Origin of the sequence: Streptomyces sp. NPDC004126 (assembly GCF_050275515.1) — a bacterium.
Taxonomy (GTDB): domain Bacteria; phylum Actinomycetota; class Actinomycetes; order Streptomycetales; family Streptomycetaceae; genus Streptomyces.
Map to the genome: position 1 here is coordinate 71065 of NZ_JBNNPF010000011.1, position 17961 is coordinate 89025.

The following is a 17961-nucleotide window of genomic DNA, read 5'->3' on the forward strand; positions in this document are numbered from 1 at the left end:
CGTGGTGTCGGCGGCCGTCAGGGAACCCTGGCCGCCGGAGGAGGGGTTGGCGCGGACGGTGGCGTGGCCGGTGTGGAGCCCGGTGAGCAGGAACCCCGCGAGGGCGCGCAGCCGGCGGCGGTGGAGTAGGCGTCGGTGAACCGGAGCCCCTCGGCCGCGAGCCCGTCCAGGCGGGGGGTGGCGATCAGCTTCTGCCCGTACGCGCCGAGTTCGCCGTAGCCGAGGTCGTCGGCGAGGACGGCGACGAGGTTCGGCGGCCGGCCGCCGGGGGCGGCCGCCGGCTGAGGGGCCGTCACCGAGGGCGCGGCGTGGGCCGCGCCGGCGGCGAGGCCGAGCGCGGCGGTCGAACCGGCCAGGAACGTACGGCGGGTGGACATGGCGGGGTGCTCCTCGGGTGCGCGGGACCGGTCGTTGTGCGCCGATCATGGGCGCCGGGCTCGGCCAGGACCATGCACAGCACATGAAGACCTTGTGACGCCCCGCCCGGCCCGCGCCAGGCCCCCCCGCCCGGCCCCGGACTCCGGCCCCCGCCCGGCCCCGGACCGCCGGAGCTACTCGGCCGACCGGGGCCTGTCAGCGGGCCGTGCGACGATCGCATGCGTGATCGCTTCTCTGGAATCCCTGCTGCCCTCCGGCGGTACGCACACCTCGACCACCTACGCCGACTGGGCCGCCGCCCACGACCCGGGCGCGGCCGGGGCCGCGCGCGACCTGGTCGAGTTCATGAGCGCCGAGCTCGGCCGGTCCTACGACAAGCCCGGCGGCTTCGTGGACACGATGGCGTACCGGGCGCGGCAGCTGCCCCCGGCGCACCTGCCCTGGTTCTGGGACACGGTGGGCCACCGCCTGATCGGGTACGGGAGCCGGGCGGGCGGGCGGGCCTATGCGGCGGCGCGGACGGCCGAGGCGGAGCACGGACTGCCGGTGGATCCCGGCTACCGCCGGGCGAACGCACTGCTGTTCGCGGCGGGCGGGGCCATGCCGGCCAAGGAGTTCGGCGCCCACCAGCGCTTCCTCACCGCGACGCTGGAGCCTGCCGGCGCGCACGCGGAACTGGAGAAGTTCCTCACGGCCTGGGCCGGATCGCGGGCGGACCTGCCGGCGGACCTGGTACGGCGGGTCCGGGCCTCCGCCAAGGCCGCCGGTCACGGGGACGACGAGACCGCGCGGATGACCGGATCGATCCTGGCGGTCACCCGGAAGAAGTCCGTGCCGGACGCCCTGCTGGACGCTGCGTGCCCGGCCCTGGGCACCCATCCGCCGACGGACGCGGTCTCCGCCGGACTGGTGGAGGTGTTCCCGGAAGGCGCGACCGACGGCGGGGCGTGGCTGCGGCTGCTCGACGGCTGCGGCGCGGCCGCGGCGATGGCCGACGGGCGGATCGTGCCGGAAGGCGGACTGCACCGCTGGGTGGGGCACTTCGTGCACATGTACCAGTACACCCGGGCCGGCGGCGGCGGTGTCGCGCGGCAGCCGCTGCCCGGCGAATTCCTCGACCTGGTCGGCGTCCTGGGGCCGCGGCTGAGGGCGGAGGGAAGCCCGGTGACCGTGCACACCACCCGGCACCACTACCAGGGCTTCGACGCGGACGTGCTGGACGCCCTGCTGGCGGCGGGGGTGGCGGTCGTCGACCCGGGCCCGGAGACACGGATGCGGTTCTGGGGCGAGCAGTCCCGGCGCGACATGGCGGCCCTCGCCGCCGACCCGGTGTTCGGCCCCCGGCTGGAGGGCACCGTGCACCAGCACCTGCTGCCGAACTGGCCGATGGCGCGGGTCCGCCGGGCCGGTACGGCCATCACCCTGCTGCCGGGCAACGAGGGCATCGCCCAGGAGGTCGCGGCGCGCGTCGGCAAGCTGGTCGACACCGTCGGCGGCGGGGGCATGGCCGGTGCCGAGGAATCGATGGCGGAGCTGGAGACGCTGCTGGACCGGCCCACGGTGACGGCCCTCGGCGGGATCGTCGACGCCCTCGCCGGAGCGGGTGCGGCGGGCGCGCTGCGGCGTGCGCTGGCCGCCGGCCTGCCGGAGGAACTGGGCTGGCCCGAGCTGGAGTCGGTGTACGCCGAATTCGCGTCGGCCGCGGGCCCCGGCCCCGGCCCCGGTTCCGGCCCCGGCCCCGGCTCCGGTTCCGGCTCCGAGCGGGCCGGCGGACCCCTGCCGGGCGTCGAGGGCGTCACCTCCACCTGGCCGGTGCTGACGGTCTTCGGACGGGACCGGGCCGTGGCCGTCGCCCCGGACGGGGTGCGCGGCACCTGCCGCTTCACGGTGCCCGACGGGGCGACCATGTTCGCGGTCCACTACGCCGGCGGCTCCTTCCTCGTCAGCTGGACCCTGGAACCGAGCCCGTACTTCTGCGACACCGCCGTGTGGGCCGACCGGCCCGACGAGCCCTTCAAACCGGAGCAGTTGCGCGGACTGGTGCCCTTCGGCGGCTCCCTGGACGGGGCGTACGGCTTCCAGTTCGAGACCGCCGACAAGGGCGGGCGGCACTCCGGGCAGCGGGCCCTGCGCCCGGGCGGCCGCGAGGGCATCGACGGCGACGAGCTGCAGCTCGGCGACGGCGCCCGGATCTGGGTCAACGGCGTCTTCAACGACCGGGCGTGGGAGTCGGTCGACCCGGCCTCCGGCGAGCCCCGGGGCCCGGTGCTCCTGCCGGACTTCCCGGGCCGCCCGGCCGGCGCCGGTCCCGCCGCTTCCGCCGCTTCCGCCGGTCCCGCCGGTCCCGCCGGTCCCGCCGCCGAGCCGTCCGAGGCCGGGATGAGCATCGCCAGGGAGGCGCTGCAGCTGGCGCCGCTGCCCGACGGCCTGACCGGCTCCCCGTTGGGCAGCCGGGACGGGCTCGTCGGCACCCGGATCCTGTTCCGCACCCGGCACCGCGACCACGCACCCGACCACTACCTCGTGGAGAGCATCGACGGCCGCAAGGCCCTGTTCGACATCGACCGGGCGGGGCAGGAGCCGTGGGGCCTGTGGGCACCGCCGGAGGGAGCGGTCCAGGACGTGGTGCTCGCCGAGGCGGAGACCCGGACGGGCGTGCGCGCGTACACCGCGGACGGCGTCCTGCTGTGGGAGCTGGACGGGCACGCCTCGCCCCGGCACCCGCGGGTGAAGCCGGTCCGGAAGGCCACCGCCTCGGGCGGCGTGGCCCTGCCGCCCGCGTTCTGGTACCTGCTGCGCACCCGGGACACGGCCGGGTCCCGGGCGCTGCGCGCCGTGGGCCGGGAGACGGCGGAGGCGCTGCTGGCCGCCGCCGGCGCCGGAGCGCAGGCGCTGCGGGCCGCCGTGGCCCGCGAGCTGCCCGCCGTCACCGACCCGGTGCTGGCCGGGGCCGTGGCGGCCGTCGCCGCCCGGGCCCTGCGGGTGGAGGAGCGCCGGCTCGCCCTGCACCGCCGGGTGACCCTGCTCGCGCAGGCGCCGCCCGTCCTGCCGCGCCGGTCCGTGCCGGACGGCGAACTGATGCCCGCGCTGTGCGGACTGGTGTCGTACGGGGAGGAGGACGCGTGGCGGCGCACGGCGGACGTGGCCCTGGCCGCGACGCTGAGCGCACTGGTGGCCGACGGCGCCTGCCTGGCGGGGACCATCGAGGAGGAGGTGCGCCGGCTGTCGCCGCCGGCGCCGCCGCAGGACTGGTCGCAGCTCCTCGGCACGATCGGCGCGGCGGCCTGGCGGGCGGCGGTGGCACCGACCCCGGACGGGGAACGGGCCGCGCTGATCGCCCTGCTGGACACCTGGGCGGACCAGCCGTTCGCCCGGCCGGGCGGCCGCTGGTGGGCCGGGCGCGCGGCCGAGGAGGTCCTGGACGGGCTGCGTACGGGCGGCACCACCGTGGTGTCCGCCGCGGTGCGGCCCGGGAGTTCGCAGTGCTGGTTCGTGGCGGCCGCCGCCGGCGACGGGGCGGACGACCCGGTCCCGGCGGCCGTTCCGGCGGCCCGGCAGGTCCGCGTGGAACGGGACGACGCCGCCCGGCTGCGCGCCCTGATCGCCGCCGTCGAGGAGCACGGCCCGCTCCCGGTGCCCGAGTCGGCGGCCGCCCGGTTCGCCGCGCTGACCGGCGTGCGGCGGGCGGTGGCCCGGCTCGTGGTGGCCGGCCTGGTCGGCCGGTTCGACCGCGAGGAGCAGCGCACCCTGGTGCGCAAGGCCCCCTACAAGGCGACGCCGATGACGGCGGAGGCGTACGAGGCGCTGCGCGCCCGGCTCGGCGGCACGGGCCGCAGGGCCGTCCTGGCGGCGGCCCTGCCGGACGACCCGGCCGAGCTGTGGCGGCCCGGCGGGGTCGAGGCCGCGGTGGAGCGGATGGCCGCGGTGTGGCGGGAGCTCGTGGGCGTGCTGCCCGCCGTCCACGACGAGGCGGCGGACGCCCTGGAGGACGCGCTCGGGCTGTCCGAGGTGTGGGCGCGGCGGCTCGCCGGCGGTTACGGGGCGGCCGCCGACGCCACCGTGGAGGCCGCCGGCTGGGAGCTGGCGGCGACCCCGTACGGGATCGGGGTCGAAGTCCGTGCCGTCCCCCCGGCCGGGCCGGAGCTGCCCTACCGCACCCCGGTGGGCCTCGACCTCGGCCGGATCGCGAGCGCGCTGGTGTGGGCGTGGACGGACCGCCCCGCGGGAGATCCCGCGGTGGCCGGGGCGACGGCCCTGTACGAACGGCTGCGGGCGGAGCTGGACCGCCCCGAGCTGCTGCTGCCGCTGGGCGGCGGGCGCGTCCAGAAGACCTCGGCCGACATCGAGGAGCGGTTCGGGCCCGGACGGCTGCCGGTGGCGATGGACTCCCGCAAGGAGGAGGGGCCCGTCCCGGTGACCGCGTTCGACTCGGGACCGCTGGTCGTGTGCGCGCCCGGCGGAGCCTCCTTCCTGCGTCCGGCGGCCGTCGCCGACCCCGAGGCGTGGGAGCGGGTACGGGAGCTCACCGATCTCACGGAGGAACTGGACCGGGTGGCGCCGCTGGTGGCCGGCGGCGGCCTGGAGCGCATGCTGCGCCGGGCCGCCTCCGGGGCGGTGCCGGCCGGGGCGTACGAAGCGGATCCGCGGCAGTCCTGCCCCGAACTGGTCGCCCGGGTGGGCGACCGGCTGGGAACGGGCACCGACGCGGCCGCGCTCTACCTCCAGCTGGCGACCCTGCCGGCCCCCACCGACCGGAACGTCCGCCGCTGGAACGGCTGGACGACCAAACGGCACGCCGAGGTCCGCACGGAACTCCTCGCCACGGGCACCGTGGTGGAGGCCAAGCGGGCACGAGCCGGCCGGACCCTGTTCATGCCCGGGGAATGGACGGAACTCAAGTCGCCGCACCTGCCCCTGGAGGCGGCCAAGCTGGCCCCGCACGAGGTGCGCCCGCTGTGGGGAAACACCATCCGCTCCCCGTTCGGCCGGATCCTGCCGACGGCTCCGCTCCACGAACTGTTCGCCGCGGCATGGGACCGCCTCCACCCCGAGGACGGTGACGCGCAGCAGCACTGACAGCCGCCCGCGCGCAGCGCCCGGACCACCACCCCGGTGATCCGGGCGGGCCGGTCACTAGGCTTCAGGGCCATGACCAGCGACACCGGTGCCGCGCCGGCCGGCCTGAGCCCCCGAGCCCGGAGGTTCGTCGAGGTGGACGGCATCCGTCTGCGTCGACAGGACGTCAGACGACACCGCGACGTGTGGACCGGGCACGGGATTCCCGCCGCCGAGGTCGAACGGGCCGCGGCCTTCCAGGACCGCTGGGGCGGCCTCGCCCTTCCGCCGGCCCCGTTCTACGAGGGCGGCCCGCGCGTCCTGGACGCCGACTGCCCCGAAGGGTCGGACGCGGCGGGCTGGTCCTTCCCGGCGGGGGACTGCCGGGTGTCCATGGCCTACGGATTCATGATCGGCCCCGATGGGGCGTTCGGGATCGACGCCAACCACTGGACACCCCTGCACGCGAGCACCGACGGCTGGGTGGAGTCCCTGGCGCTCGCCGCGCACGCCCGCCTCCGGGCCGGAACCGTCACACGGCTCAGGGGCAGTGCCGTCGAGGCGCTGGACCTCGGCGGCTTCGAGCCGGTGCCCGAGGTGCAGGGCGTGACCGACAGCTGGTGGCGGGGCGAGGACTCGCTCGTCGCCGTGTACCGGGGCGAGGCCGTGGGGTTCAACGCCCCGTGGTGCCTCGAAGCCCACGTCTACGGCGGTCTCGACGAGTGAGGCCTCCACGGCGGCGGCCGGCCGGCCGCCTACCGGCCCAGGGCGCCGCGCAGGGTGATCCCGTACCGGGTGCGCAGCCGGCGCAGCTCCCAGACGGACAGGGCGCTCACCGACAGGGGCGCCCCTGCCAGGAAGAGGAACCACACGCCCTGCGGGGCGTTGACCGGTGGCCCGTCGACGGCCTGGAGGACGGACATCGCCACGACGACGACCGGCGACAGCAGGGGCGGCAGCACCTCGTGGACGTCGGCGGTCCGGAAGGAGTGGTGGACGCACAGCACCGAGGACGCCAGGACGAAGGGCAGCAGGAACAGGGAGGCCAGCCCGACGGGCAGGCTCAGGGCGAAGCCGACGTCCCCGATCGCCCTGAACACCGGGTCGTGCAGGTCGCTCCTGAAGGCGAAGACCAGCAGGGCCGCCGCGCCCAAGAGCACGCCGAACGCCGTCAGCGGGCCGCGCAGCCGCCGGCGGTACCGGTCGCGCAGCGGCGGCCGGGCCGCGACCACGAAGGCGCCGACGACCAGAGGTCCCACGACCATCAGCACGGCGGCGGCGAGCAGCATCTCGGAGAGCTTGTCGTCGATGACGTCCTTGGCCTCCTGGCGCAGCGAGTACGCGTAGAACAGCCAGGCCGTGGCTCCCAGGCCGATGCCCGTACGGGCCACCTGGGCCCGGGACATGGCGGGGTCGGCCAGCCGGTCCTCGCGTCCCGGGCGCTGGAAACGGGCGGCCGCGACGAAGGGGGCCATCAGTGCCGTCACACAGCCGTGGCGCCCCGTCCGCTCCCGGCCCGCCGGCGGCGGCGTCCCGTACGGCGGGGCGCCGGTCCGCCCCGCCGGAGCCCAGCCGCCCGGCTGCCCGCCCCGCCCGCCGTACCCGCCCCGCCCGCCGTACCCGCCCCGCTGTGCCATCCAGTGCCCCGTCCCCCGAGTTGATCATGATCGAATGGGGACTGTACCGGCAGCATCCCGGCCCCCGGCCGCCGGGTTCGCTATCGTTCGGCCGGAGCGAACGGGGGTGGGACGTGGCGACGGTCGCCGTCACCGGGCACATGCGCATCGATCCGCAGAGGTCGGCCGCCATCGCCGACTGCCTGCGCGCCGTCCTCGCGCGCTCGTCCGCCGACGGGCTGACCGGCCTCTCCTGCCTGGCGGAGGGGGCCGACGCCCTGTTCGCGGACCTCGTCCTGGAAGCCGGCGGCCGGCTGGAGGTCGTCCTCCCGTCGCACGACTACCGCGCGAGGATGGTCGCCCCGCACTACGCCGCACACTTCGACCGCCTGCACGACGCCGCGGCCGCCGTGACGGTCATGCCGGGCAGCCTTCGGTGTCCCTGTCCCGGCTGATCGCGGCGGCGAAGACCGACCAGCCGAAGGCCGCTACTACCGGCTGACGGAGTCCGTGGCCGGAGTGCCGGTGCCGGTGCGGGGGGTCTTCGCGCTGCCGACCGGCAACGGCTCGGCGGTCGACATCGAGGATCTCGCCGTCGCGGACCCCGGCCTGCCCGGCTACGTACGCGGCGCCGCCGGCCCACAGGGACCGGCTGGCCCAACTGGCGCCACCGGCCCGGCCGGCGCCCAGGGCCCGAAGGACGACACGGGGGACACCGGCCCTCAGCCGCCGCTCGGCGCCGCGGGGGCCGGTGCGGGGATCGCGCTGCGCTCCACCGACCCGACGACGACTAATCCCAGGACACCGGCCGCGCATGCAGCCGACCACTCGGCCGGCGGTACGGACCCGGGTCGCGCTCACCCAAGCGCAGATCACCGGCCCGGCTGCCGCGCTGGCTGGTCTGCTGCCGCTCTCGGGCGGCATCATGACCGGCACCCGCACCAACAACGTGGCCTCAGAGGCCACGCCCGCAGTCGGCGGCGGGGTCACTGGCGACACGTTCGACCGGTGGCGGGTTCTCGCCAATGGGACCCTGGAGCTGGGCCCCGGCAACGCGGCGCGCGACACCAACTTGCGGTGCTCCGCGGCGAACGAGCTCACCACGGACGACGCGCTCGTCGTCGCGCTGATGTTCCGCCACATGGGCAGCTTGCTGGGTGTCTACTGGGCCGCTGCCGTGGCCAAGCCCAGCGTCACGGGCAGCCGAGGCGGGAACGCGGCGGTCGGCTCACTGCTCACCGCGCTGAGCACCCTTGGTTTCATCACCGACAACACCACTGCCTGAGGCACTGGCCGACCTTGCCCCCTCTCGCCTGCGGGCGTGAGGGGGCGCTTCCGTGCGTCCGGGGCCGCGAGTGCGTGCTCCGCCCTACGAGATCACCATGCCCAATCCGCCAGTTGGCCGGTACGGTGCTGGTAGCTGAGGTTCAGAACGGAGCCCATCATGCCCTCGTGGTCCGACTACAGCACGGGCGAGCGCATCAAGATCCTTCGGGGGAAGCAGATCTCCCAGGAGCAGCTTGCCGCCATGACCGACCTCGCACCGGCCACCATCCAGGCAGCCGAGCAGGACCGGCGCCTCACCCTCCAAACCCTCATGAAGATTTCTGCCGCCCTCGGCGCGGACATCTCCGTCATCGAAGGCCAGCAGCCACCCCGCCGTGCCATGGACCAGGACGATCGCACGATGGTCCGCGCGCTCTCGGCGGCCGTCCACGACACAGCCGCTGGCATTCTGCCCGAGGCCGCCGAACCCGCCACCCTCGACGACCTTCAGCGCGCTACCGACCGGTGCTGGCACCTGTATTGGAGGGGCCGCTACACCGAGGCCGGGGCGACCGTTACGCCGCTCCTGGTGGCCGCCGCAGCCACCCTGAGAGATCGTCCCGCCGGCGACCAGAGCCCTGCTTGGGGGGCCGTCTCCGACGCTTACCGCATCGCCGCCTACGTGGCCAACCTGGTCGGCGTGCGGGACCTCGCGTACGCGGCCATCGGCCACGCCCGGAACGCGGCGGAGAAGAGCGACGACGGATTGCGGCCGGCGCTGGTCGACTCGGGCCGTGCCTGGGTCTACCTGCGTGACGCGCGCCTGGAGGACGCCGTGCGGCTGGCGGAGAAGGCGGCCATGGACATCGAGCCGCGGTTCTCCCGCGCGACGCCGGACGAGCTGACCGTATACGGCAGTCACGTCAACTTCGCGGCCGTGGTCGCCTCGCGGAAGGGAGACAAGGCGCGCGCGGCGGACTACCTGTCGCAGTCCAACGCAACAGGCGCGCGCATGGGCGCGGAGCACCGGGCTCACGGGACCCTGTTCGGTCCCGTCACCGCGACCACTCAGGCCGTCGGCATCAACGTGGCGATGGGCCAGACGGGGAAGGCGCTGACCCTCATCCAGTCCATCACCGAAGGCGAGGACGGGGACACCGCCCGGCTCACCGAGGCGGCCCGGAACCGCTACGCGATGGACAAGGCCATGGCGCAGGCGGACGCCAAGATGTGGGACGCCTCGCTCACGACCCTTGAGGATGCGCTCCGCGCGTCTCCGGAGTGGGCCCGGCATCAGACCCTGCCCGGCGTGATCGCCGAGAAGGTCGGGCGGCAGTCGAACGCCAGACTCGCCCGCGTCTCAAAGCTGATCGGCGTCCGAACGCCTGTGGACTCCGGGTTCGCGGCGGCGGACCGACGCACGGCGCTGTAGCTCTGACGGCTCGTACGAACACCACCGGTTTGCCGTTCAACGGTCCTACGCCCCGTGCGAGTTGGGCGCCCACTCGGCGTCAATGTCGCACGGGGCGTTTCTGTTGCTGACCATGCGTCAGCGGGACCCTCTACACCATGAACCGAAGCCCCCAGACCCGCGAGCGGCGCCGGAACATCGCGGACGGCGCCCTCGGCCTCACCCGCGTCAGCGTTGCCGTCTACGCCAACCTCACCGACGCCTCGGGCCTGCCCCCCTACAGCGTGCTCGACGCACTTCGACGGTACGCCGAGGCCAGAGACTGGACGGTCCGCCCCGGCGCGATCCTCTGCGACGTCGGCCCCGCCAGCACACCCCGGGAGGAGCGTCGGGTCTGGCCGAGCCTCGCGCAGCTCATCGAGGACCGGCAGGTGTCCGGCCTCGTGGTCCCCACCATCTCCCACCTCGCTTCCGGCCCGGCTGCGCAGGACCGCTGGAAGAACTGGCAGAGCCAGCGCGGCATCTTCGTCGTGGTCCTGCCCGACGCCCTGACAGCAAGGACCGGCTCGTGATCGGGAACGAGGCTCGGGACGTGCTGGGCCTTGACACTCCTGACGAGCCCGGGTCCGGGCTCGCCGAGGTTCCGCCGCCCAGCGCCGACCTCCTCGCCCGCGCGCAGGCCGGCTGGCAGCGCTTCGTCCTCACCGCTCGGGAGATGTCGGATGAGTGAGTGCTACGAGTACGTGCCGCACCGTCTGCTACGCCAGCGCGTCCGGGACATCGCGTCCGGTGTCGAGGGCGAGCTGATGGCCGTCATCAACGAGAACGTCTCGGACACCGGCATCGAGCACTGGACGGAGCTGGCCTACATCCGTGGGGCGTCCGGCCGGGAGTTCACGACCGCCGTCGACAACGTCATGCCGGCCATGGGCCAGTGACCGCGTTGCCGCCAGCCGGTCCGCACTGGCACGCCTACGCCTACACGGGCCAGCGCGGGCACCTACCCGACTACGAGCGGGAGGTACACCTCGACGCGGGAGGCTGGCTGCGCCGCCCGGCGGACGGGATCGCCGCCACGCTGGAGACGCCCGAGGAGGCCGAGGGCGGCCACGCGAGCGCCCTGCTCAATCTCCGCATGCAGCTCTACGTCGAGCACTCCCCTCCGTGGGCGTTTTACATCGACCGGCACGGCCGGCACCTGGCGCGCTACCTCGCACCGTCCCCCCACCCGCACAGGCCAGGCCGTTCGAGCGGGAGAGTCCCCCGCCGCCGTGCCCGCTGTCCGAGCCCACTCCCTAAGGCCCCTGGCCGGCCGCGCGAAGTCGGCGCCCTCATTCTCCCGGCCCCGCCCGGGCCCGGGTTCATCCACCGATCGGAGTCCCATGTCCATCACCTACTCCACGCCTGTCGCCCCGTGGGGCAGCAGTCGCCTCGCCCCGTACGCCACCACCGTGCAGGTTCCGCACGCCTCCGTCACGATCGACCCCGACACCCAGCTCGGCATCTACCGCGACCGGAACGGCCGGACGGTCGAGATGGGCCAACACGGCACCGCCAGCGCCACCGGCACCACCCAGACGACCAGCCCGGACGGACAGCCGGGCGCCACCGACCAGAGCACCGACCAGGACGACCAGCAGGACTGACGCCATGACCGAGAAGAGGCCGGTCCTGGTGGCCACTGAGGCGGACGACCCCACCGCCGACAGGGTCATCACCCACCTCAACCAGCGAGATGTGCCGGTGGTGAGGTTCAACCTCGCCGACATCGGCGACGGCCTGACGGTCTCGGCTCGGTACGGCACCCGCTCGGCCCACACGGCCGGGCGGGTGCTCACCCTGCTCACCCCATCGAGAGCCGCCCGCCTGGATGACGTACGGGCTGTGTACTGGCGCCGACCAACCTGGCCGACCTTCCCCCACCTGGGCCCCGACGATGCTCGATTCGCCGCCGCGCAGACGCGCCACGGACTCGGCGGCGTCCTACACGGCCTCGACGGCCTGCTGTGGGTGAACCACCCGGCGCGGAACGCCGAAGCCGACTACAAGCCCCACCAACTGGGTCTCGCCCAGCGCCTCGGCCTCGCCGTGCCACCCACGCTGATCACCAACGACCCACCCGAGGCCCGAGAGTTCGTCGCGGCGCATCCGAAGGTGATCTACAAAACTCTGCGGTTGACGTCCTACCAGCGAGACGGCGTGCGCCTGGCGCCCTGGGCCGAGCCGGTCTCCGCTGATGAGATCGACGACCGTGTCCGGGTCGCCCCACACCTCTTTCAGGTGTGCATCGACAAGACGTGCGACGTCCGTGTCTTGATCGTGGGCCGCCATGTCTTCGCCGTACGCATCAAGTCCGATCTCCTGGACTGGCGGCGGGACTACTCTGCCCTGACGTACTCGGTCGTCACCCTGCCCGCCCCGCTGGAGACGGCCCTGTTCGCCTTCCTCGACGTCTTCGGCCTCGCGTCCGGAAGCTTCGACCTCGCCGTCGACCGCGACGGAGCGCACTGGTTCCTGGAACTCAACCCCAATGGTCAGTGGGGGTGGCTGGAGGAGTGCTCTGGGCTTCCCATGGCGGCCGCTTTCGCTGACCTGCTTGCCCGAGGAGAAACCCCTTGATCGACACGAGCCCCCATCGTCAGGCCCTGGCCGACCGCCTCGAAGCGGCAGGCTCCATCCGCACCCCCGCGTGGCGGAAGGCCGTCGAAGCCGTCCCCCGCGAACTGTTCCTCAACCCGGGCGTCTTCCTACCCGCTGGAAACGGGCACTGGCGACCCGTGACCGCGGCCGACACAGACCCGGCCGAGTGGGCCGAGATCGCCTACTCCGACCAGTCCCTCGTGACGCAGCTCGACAACCACCTCACCGCCGACCAGGCGCCGAGCCCGGTCCCCGGCATCCCGACGTCGTCCTCCACGGATCCGAGCCTTGTACTGGAGATGATCGAAGAGCTGGAGGTCGAGGACGGGCACCGGGTGCAGGAGATCGGCACCGGAACCGGCTACTCCTCGGCGCTGATGTGCCATCGCCTGGGCCAGGACAACGTCACCACAATCGAGGTCGACCCGGGGGTGGCCGCCCGCGCGGACGCCGCCCTGGAGGCCGCCGGGTACTCCACCTGGACCGTAACGGGGGACGGACTCCTCGGCCTGCCCCGCCGGGCCCCGTACGACCGGGTGGTCGCCACCTGCGGCGTCCGGCGGATCCCTTACACCTGGGTCCGGCAGACCCGCCCCGGCGGGGTCATCCTGGCCACCATCGGGTCGCTGACCACGGGGACCGGGCTCGCCAAGGTCACGGTGCGCGAGGACGGTACGGCCGACGGGAGGTTCATCTCGCACGCGAGCTTCATGCCGGCGCGTTCGCAGGCCATCAGGCCGATCGCCGGAGACCTCTCCTCGCGCGTGGCGTACGCCGACAGTGACCGGCGGGCCCGCGTCGCCCCGACCACCCTCGACGAGCTCATGCCCGCCTTCCTGGCCCAGCTGGCGGCTCCGACCGCCCAGGTTCTGCGCGTACAGGACAGCGACGGCCGACCCCGCGTCTACCTCTTCGACCCGAACCAGGAGAGCTTCGCCGAGCTCGTCCAGGACGGCGACGAGTGGACCGTCCGCCAGGGCGGACCCGTCCGCCTCTGGGACGACGTTGAGCGGGCACTCCTGGGATGGGCAGACCACGGGCGGCCGGACGTCACCAAGGTCCGGCTAGCGATCACCGAGCGGGGGCACACGTACGGCCTGGGGAGCGCCCCCGAGCTGCGCTGGCATCACCCGGTCTGCTGACCGCAGCACGCAGCCCCGGTCGGCACCCCTCCCGCCGGCCGGGGCCCTCGGCTACCGCTCAGCCGTCTCCTTCAGCCACCCGCCGAACCACGCCATCAGCTGGAAGCTGCTCTTCAAGCCGAGCCGATCACGAGCCTCCCTCACAGCCCGCTGAACCATCCGGTCGCTGACCCCCAGGCGCCTACCCGCAGCCTCTTGGGAGTCGCCGGCCTGTAGCCGTTCGAGGACGTCCATTTGCAGTTCGGTGAGTACGACCTCGTCCTGCCGTACCGGCAGGCCTCCGCGCGGGCCTACAGCGCCGCCAACCGCGTGCTCCTGGGCCGGGCCGACCTGCTGGTGGCGGTGTGGAACGGCCTGCCGGGCCGCCCGGGCGGCACCGCGGACACGGTCGCCGCGGCACGGGCCGCCGGTCTCCCCGTCGAGGTCGTACCGGCTTGACCCGCCGTCCGCGCGCGCCCCGGCCGGGCTGCGGGCACGGCCCGGCAGGCCGCCCGCCCTCCCGGCTCGGCTCCTCCGTACGGGCGACGGCGGGCCCGGGGACGCCACCGGTTCGGACGGGCCGGGGTGCCGGATCGGCCGGCGATCCCCAGAGTGGGCCCTGAGGACGCACGGCCGCCACCCGGGGCGCAGACGCCAAGGGCCGGATCGTGCCGGTGCAGCGCAGCGCCCGGGCGCGGACGAGTAAGGACCCCCATGACCCAGCCCGTCCAGCCGGCGCAGCCACCCGCGGACCACGTCATCGTGCTGTTCGGCGCCACCGGCGACCTCGCGCGGCGCAAGCTGCTGCCCGGGCTGTTCCACCTGGCACGGGCCGGGCTGATGCCCCGGCGCTACCGGATCGTGGGCACGGCCCCGGCCGCCGGGGCCCCCACCGACGCGGAGTTCCGCGCCCACGCGCGGCAGGCAGTCGCGGAATTCGGCCGATCGCGGCCCGAGGGCCCGCAGTGGGAGGCGTTCGAAGCCGCCCTGTCCTTCGGCGCGGCCGACACGGGAGCCGCGGAACCCCTGCTGGCGGCGGTACGGGAGGCCGAGACCGCCCTCGGCGGCCGCCCGCGCCGGCTCTTCCACCTCGCCGTGCCCCCCGTCGCGTTCCGCTCGGTCATCGCCCTGCTGGGCGACACGGGGCTCGCCGAGGGAGGCCGGGTCATCGTCGAGAAGCCCTTCGGCACCGACCTCGCCTCCGCCCGCGCGCTCAACGCGGCCATCCACGCCGTCTTCGACGAGTCACGGGTGTTCCGGATCGACCACTTCCTCGGGAAGGAGGCCGTCGACAACGTCCTCGCGCTCCGCTTCGCCAACGGCCTCTTCGAACCGCTGTGGAACCGCGAGCACATCAGCCACGTACAGATCGACGTGCCCGAGCGCATCGACATCCAGGGCCGCGCCCGCTTCTTCGAGGGCACCGGCACCTTCCGCGACATGGTCGTCACCCACCTGTTCCAGCTGCTCGGCTTCGTCGCCATGGAACCCCCCGTCGCCCTGGAAGGGGACGCGCTGCGCGACGAACAGGCCAAGGTCTTCCACAGCATGCGCCCGCTGGACCCCGCCCACGTCGTCCGGGGCCAGTACACCGGCTACCGCGAGGAGCAGGGCGTCGACCCGGCCTCGGACACCGAGACCTTCGCGGCGCTGCGCGTCGGCATCGACAACTGGCGGTGGGCGGGGGTCCCCTTCCACCTCCGCACGGGCAAGGCCCTCGCCGAAGGCCGGCACGTGGTGACGCTCGGCCTGCGCGAGCCGGTCCTGCGGATGTTCCCGCTGGACGCCCGGGCCACCGCCGGCGGCCGGAGCAACGCGCTGGTCATCGACTTCGGCGACCCCGGCTCGATCACCGCCCGCTTCCTGGCCAAGGAACCCGGGCCGTCGATGCGGCTCGCCGACGCCGCCATGGTGTTCGACTACCGCACCTCGTTCGCCGCGCAGAACTCCCTGGAGGGGTACGAGCACCTCCTCCTGGAGGCCATGCGGGGCAACCAGGCCCTGTTCACCCGGTCCGACGGCGTCGAACGCCTCTGGGAGGTCGCCGCCCCCCTCCTCGACGCGCCCCCGCCGGTCGAACCGTACGCCCCCGGCAGCTGGGGCCCGGACGGCATCGAAGCCCTCGTCGCCCCCTACCGCTGGCACCTGCCCGACCGGGGCGCGACGCCCTCGTCGTAGGTACCGGTCGGCCGGTCGCCGGTCAGTCGCGGTACACGAGGACGAACTCCCCGTACGGGTGGGTGCCGTGGCCGTCCGCGGTCTCGTCGAGGGCCCTGCGCAGGGTGCGCAGATGGTCCACGGTGAGCTGGAGCGGCGGCTCGTCCGGCTGGTGCACGGTGCCGCGGGGGTAGTCCTCGCCCGGCGTGGTGGTCATCTCGACGTGGCAGCCGAGGACATGGCGGACCGGCCGGGTGGCGCAGAAGTCGAGCAGCCGGTCGACGGTGGCCGAGTAGGCCGCCCGGTCCTCGACGTAGAGGCGCCCCGGGTAGAGGGAGTCGCCGGTCAGCAGGAGGCCGGTGTGCCGGTCGTGGAAGACCAGCGCCGCCCGCTGGTGGCCGGGGCCGGGGATCAGGTCGACGATCCGCCCGCCCAGGTCCAGCGTCCCGGCGCGGTGCGGCCAGTCGGCGAGCCCGAAGGCGGCCGTGACCTCGTCCAGTCCCGGGCCCACGACCGTGGTGCGGGGCCGGTCCGCGAACTGCCGGTCCGCCGCGATGTGGTCGCCGTGCCCGTGGGTGTGGGCGACCAGCAGCGGGTACTCGGGCCTCGGATGGCGTTCCAGCCAGTCCGCGACGAGCCCGTCGACCGTCTCCCGCAGGGGGAAGTGGTCCGGGTCGGCGGACGCGCCGGTGTCGAGGAGCAACGCCCGGTCGTTGCCGAAGAGCAGGAAGAGGAAGGGGGCTTCGAAGTGCACGGACATGTTCTGGCGCAGGAGCACCGTGTGCTCGGAGTAGGCGTGGACCTGGATCTCCGGAGCGGGGTCGTGCTTGGGGGAGGGCCAGCCCGCGTGCCAGACGACGTCGAGGCTGCCTTCGACCGGAGCGTCCCGAAGAAAGTCGATCACGGTGCCAACCTACCCTCGCGGCGCTGCCCGGGGAACGGCCTCAACTCCCGGGGTGCCCCTCGTACGAGCGGACGAGGCGGGCAGCCGTCGACCCAGCCCGACTCGCGCAGCGCGGAGGCGAGTTGCCGGGAGCACGCGAGCACCGCCTCGGCGGGGTCGGCCTCCGCCGCCAGGGCGGTGCGCAGGATCGAGGCGAACTCCTCGCTGCTGTGCCGGATCGCGGCCACTCCGACGGCCTCCTTGCCGCCGGGGAAGAAGTGGTAGACGGAGCCGAGCGTGGCCCGCGCCTCGCCCGCGATCTACCGGCTCGCCATGGGCATGGCCAGCGTCGAGCACGTCCTGCACACCCACGCCGACGCCGGCGTCCGGAACCGGCGGGTGGCCTGCGGTGCTGCGGTCACGTCGGGGCAGGGCAGGGCATGGCACGGCCGACGGCCGGGACGCCCGTTCGGCGCTGAAGAGATCCGGCCAAGCGAAGCACCCCTCGGCGCGCCTGTGCGTCTTGTGCGGTCGTCTCCCCTTCGATGGTTGCCCACCCTCCCGCACCGGACAGGCGGCTCCATGACGTCCCACTCCCTGCGGCCCTCCCGCCGCGGCGTGTTCTCTGCCGCGTTCGCGTTCGGAGCCGCCACCCTCCTGCCCGCCGCCGCCTCGGGCGCGGCCCGCGCCGCCACCGGCCCCCGGCGGTCCGGCGGGTGGGACGGGGCCACGACGCCCACGATCACGGACTGCGACGGCTGGGGTGCCCGCGAGGCGTCCGAGGAGGTGGTGGTCCTCGGCACGCGCCCCGAGCGGATCATCGTGCACCACACGGCCTCGGCCAACGTGACCGACTACTCGCGGGAGCGGGCCCAGGCGCTGGCCCGGGCGATCCAGAGGTTCCACATGGACACCCAGGGCTGGATCGACACCGGCCAGCACTTCACCGTCAGCCGCGGCGCGTTCGTCCTGGAGGGCCGCCACCACAGCCTGGCGGCGCTGGAATCCGGGGGCCGGCTGGTGCGGGGCGCCCACTGCGTGGGGCAGAACAGCGTGGCCATCGGCATCGAGAACGAGGGCACGTACACGACCGCCGAGCCCCCCGCGGCACAGTTCTCCGCCCTCGCCGACCTGTGCGCCCACGTCTGCCGCCGCTACGGCGTCTCCCCTTCCGAGATCTACGGACACCGGGACTTCAACAGCACCGCCTGTCCCGGCGACCGGCTCTACGCGATGCTGCCGCGGCTGCGCCAGGACGTGGCCCTGAGGCTGGGAAGCACCCAGCCCGTGGAACAGCCCCGCTGGCCGGTGAACCTGCCCGTCGACTGGTCCGCCGACCCGGCCGCCGCCGCCCGGTCCCTCGCGGAGTACCTCCCGCCGGGACTCCTCGACCCGCTCCGAGCCCGCTGACGGGCAGCCGGCAGGGCCTCGGCC

Annotated in this window: 18 protein-coding genes and 1 pseudogene; 14 read left to right on the forward strand and 5 right to left on the reverse strand. The window is 74.4% G+C overall.

From position 1 onward, the window contains the following. Positions 1–17: 17 nt before the first annotated feature. Positions 18–377 (reverse strand): sulfatase-like hydrolase/transferase, encoded by a 360-nt coding sequence (locus ACQKM2_RS13205; RefSeq protein ID WP_427709131.1) that lies wholly within the window; start codon positions 375–377, stop codon positions 18–20. 223 nt (positions 378–600) lie between these two features. On the opposite strand from ACQKM2_RS13205, the gene ACQKM2_RS13210 reads away from it, so the two are divergent. Both ACQKM2_RS13210 and ACQKM2_RS13215 read left to right on the forward strand, forming a co-directional pair. Continuing rightward, on the forward strand, positions 601–5454 hold the full coding sequence (locus ACQKM2_RS13210; protein WP_427709133.1) for a hypothetical protein: 4854 nt from the start codon (positions 601–603) through the stop codon (positions 5452–5454). A 72-nt stretch (positions 5455–5526) separates the two neighbouring features. Then, positions 5527–6159: a hypothetical protein gene (locus tag ACQKM2_RS13215; RefSeq protein WP_427709135.1), complete on the forward strand. Its 633-nt coding sequence runs from the start codon at positions 5527–5529 to the stop codon at positions 6157–6159. A gap of 29 nt (positions 6160–6188) precedes the next feature. On the opposite strand, the gene ACQKM2_RS13220 is transcribed toward ACQKM2_RS13215, so the two are convergent. Beyond that, on the reverse strand, positions 6189–7070 hold the full coding sequence (locus ACQKM2_RS13220) for a hypothetical protein (protein WP_427709137.1): 882 nt from the start codon (positions 7068–7070) through the stop codon (positions 6189–6191). A 113-nt stretch (positions 7071–7183) separates the two neighbouring features. Here ACQKM2_RS13220 and ACQKM2_RS13225 point away from each other — a divergent pair, with 113 nt between their 5' ends. The 9 genes from ACQKM2_RS13225 (at position 7184) to tgmC (ending at position 13508) form a co-directional block, all read left to right on the forward strand. Beyond that, on the forward strand, positions 7184–7504 hold the full coding sequence (locus ACQKM2_RS13225; RefSeq protein WP_427709138.1) for a hypothetical protein: 321 nt from the start codon (positions 7184–7186) through the stop codon (positions 7502–7504). Between the two features lie 359 nt (positions 7505–7863). Beyond that, complete coding sequence (locus ACQKM2_RS13230; RefSeq protein WP_427709140.1) at positions 7864–8334, forward strand: hypothetical protein; 471 nt, start codon at positions 7864–7866, stop codon at positions 8332–8334. A gap of 159 nt (positions 8335–8493) precedes the next feature. Further along, positions 8494–9747, forward strand: a complete 1254-nt coding sequence (locus ACQKM2_RS13235) for a helix-turn-helix transcriptional regulator (RefSeq protein WP_427709141.1) — start codon at positions 8494–8496, stop codon at positions 9745–9747. A gap of 137 nt (positions 9748–9884) precedes the next feature. Next, positions 9885–10298, forward strand: a complete 414-nt coding sequence (locus ACQKM2_RS13240; protein ID WP_427709143.1) for a hypothetical protein — start codon at positions 9885–9887, stop codon at positions 10296–10298. Next, positions 10295–10456 (forward strand): hypothetical protein, encoded by a 162-nt coding sequence (locus ACQKM2_RS13245; RefSeq protein WP_427709145.1) that lies wholly within the window; start codon positions 10295–10297, stop codon positions 10454–10456. Before ACQKM2_RS13240 ends, ACQKM2_RS13245 begins: the two co-directional genes overlap by 4 nt. Next, on the forward strand, positions 10449–10664 hold the full coding sequence (locus tag ACQKM2_RS13250; RefSeq protein ID WP_427709147.1) for a hypothetical protein: 216 nt from the start codon (positions 10449–10451) through the stop codon (positions 10662–10664). Before ACQKM2_RS13245 ends, ACQKM2_RS13250 begins: the two co-directional genes overlap by 8 nt. A 444-nt stretch (positions 10665–11108) precedes the next feature. Next, positions 11109–11372 (forward strand): putative ATP-grasp-modified RiPP, encoded by a 264-nt coding sequence (gene tgmA / locus ACQKM2_RS13255; RefSeq protein ID WP_427709149.1) that lies wholly within the window; start codon positions 11109–11111, stop codon positions 11370–11372. A 4-nt stretch (positions 11373–11376) separates the two neighbouring features. Further along, a complete protein-coding gene (gene tgmB / locus ACQKM2_RS13260) occupies positions 11377–12345 on the forward strand; it encodes an ATP-grasp ribosomal peptide maturase (RefSeq protein WP_427709150.1) in 969 nt (322 codons plus the stop codon). Then, positions 12342–13508 carry an ATP-grasp peptide maturase system methyltransferase gene (gene tgmC, locus ACQKM2_RS13265; protein WP_427709152.1) on the forward strand — a complete coding sequence of 389 codons (1167 nt, stop codon included), beginning with the start codon at positions 12342–12344 and terminating at the stop codon, positions 13506–13508. Before tgmB ends, tgmC begins: the two co-directional genes overlap by 4 nt. A gap of 51 nt (positions 13509–13559) precedes the next feature. On the opposite strand, the gene ACQKM2_RS13270 is transcribed toward tgmC, so the two are convergent. Next, complete coding sequence (locus ACQKM2_RS13270) at positions 13560–13742, reverse strand: hypothetical protein (RefSeq protein WP_427709154.1); 183 nt, start codon at positions 13740–13742, stop codon at positions 13560–13562. Here ACQKM2_RS13270 and ACQKM2_RS13275 point away from each other — a divergent pair, their 5' ends adjacent. After that, complete coding sequence (locus tag ACQKM2_RS13275) at positions 13743–13946, forward strand: hypothetical protein (protein WP_427709156.1); 204 nt, start codon at positions 13743–13745, stop codon at positions 13944–13946. 255 nt (positions 13947–14201) lie between these two features. Next, positions 14202–15665, forward strand: coding sequence for a glucose-6-phosphate dehydrogenase (gene zwf, locus ACQKM2_RS13280; RefSeq protein WP_427709157.1), 1464 nt, complete (start codon positions 14202–14204; stop codon positions 15663–15665). A 22-nt stretch (positions 15666–15687) separates the two neighbouring features. On the opposite strand, the gene ACQKM2_RS13285 is transcribed toward zwf, so the two are convergent. After that, positions 15688–16548, reverse strand: a complete 861-nt coding sequence (locus ACQKM2_RS13285; protein ID WP_427709159.1) for an MBL fold metallo-hydrolase — start codon at positions 16546–16548, stop codon at positions 15688–15690. A gap of 77 nt (positions 16549–16625) precedes the next feature. Further along, positions 16626–16847: pseudogene (locus tag ACQKM2_RS13290) on the reverse strand (TetR/AcrR family transcriptional regulator); the annotation flags it as partial. Between the two features lie 262 nt (positions 16848–17109). Here ACQKM2_RS13290 and ACQKM2_RS13295 point away from each other — a divergent pair. Further along, positions 17110–17937, forward strand: a complete 828-nt coding sequence (locus ACQKM2_RS13295; protein ID WP_427709161.1) for a peptidoglycan recognition protein family protein — start codon at positions 17110–17112, stop codon at positions 17935–17937. Positions 17938–17961: the final 24 nt, after the last annotated feature.

Bases quoted from the DNA above. Each gene is read 5' to 3' on its own strand.
- ACQKM2_RS13295 (WP_427709161.1), top strand. From the start codon at position 17,110: ATGACGTCCCACTCCCTGCGGCCCTCCCGCCGCGGCGTGTTCTCTGCC.
- ACQKM2_RS13215 (WP_427709135.1), top strand. From the start codon at position 5,527: ATGACCAGCGACACCGGTGCCGCGCCGGCCGGCCTGAGCCCCCGAGCC.
- ACQKM2_RS13230 (WP_427709140.1), top strand. From the start codon at position 7,864: ATGCAGCCGACCACTCGGCCGGCGGTACGGACCCGGGTCGCGCTCACC.
- zwf (WP_427709157.1), top strand. From the start codon at position 14,202: ATGACCCAGCCCGTCCAGCCGGCGCAGCCACCCGCGGACCACGTCATC.
- ACQKM2_RS13270 (WP_427709154.1), bottom strand. From the start codon at position 13,742: ATGGACGTCCTCGAACGGCTACAGGCCGGCGACTCCCAAGAGGCTGCG.
- ACQKM2_RS13250 (WP_427709147.1), top strand. From the start codon at position 10,449: ATGAGTGAGTGCTACGAGTACGTGCCGCACCGTCTGCTACGCCAGCGC.
- tgmA (WP_427709149.1), top strand. From the start codon at position 11,109: ATGTCCATCACCTACTCCACGCCTGTCGCCCCGTGGGGCAGCAGTCGC.
- ACQKM2_RS13220 (WP_427709137.1), bottom strand. From the start codon at position 7,070: ATGGCACAGCGGGGCGGGTACGGCGGGCGGGGCGGGTACGGCGGGCGG.
- tgmB (WP_427709150.1), top strand. From the start codon at position 11,377: ATGACCGAGAAGAGGCCGGTCCTGGTGGCCACTGAGGCGGACGACCCC.
- ACQKM2_RS13235 (WP_427709141.1), top strand. From the start codon at position 8,494: ATGCCCTCGTGGTCCGACTACAGCACGGGCGAGCGCATCAAGATCCTT.
- ACQKM2_RS13240 (WP_427709143.1), top strand. From the start codon at position 9,885: ATGAACCGAAGCCCCCAGACCCGCGAGCGGCGCCGGAACATCGCGGAC.
- ACQKM2_RS13205 (WP_427709131.1), bottom strand. From the start codon at position 377: ATGTCCACCCGCCGTACGTTCCTGGCCGGTTCGACCGCCGCGCTCGGC.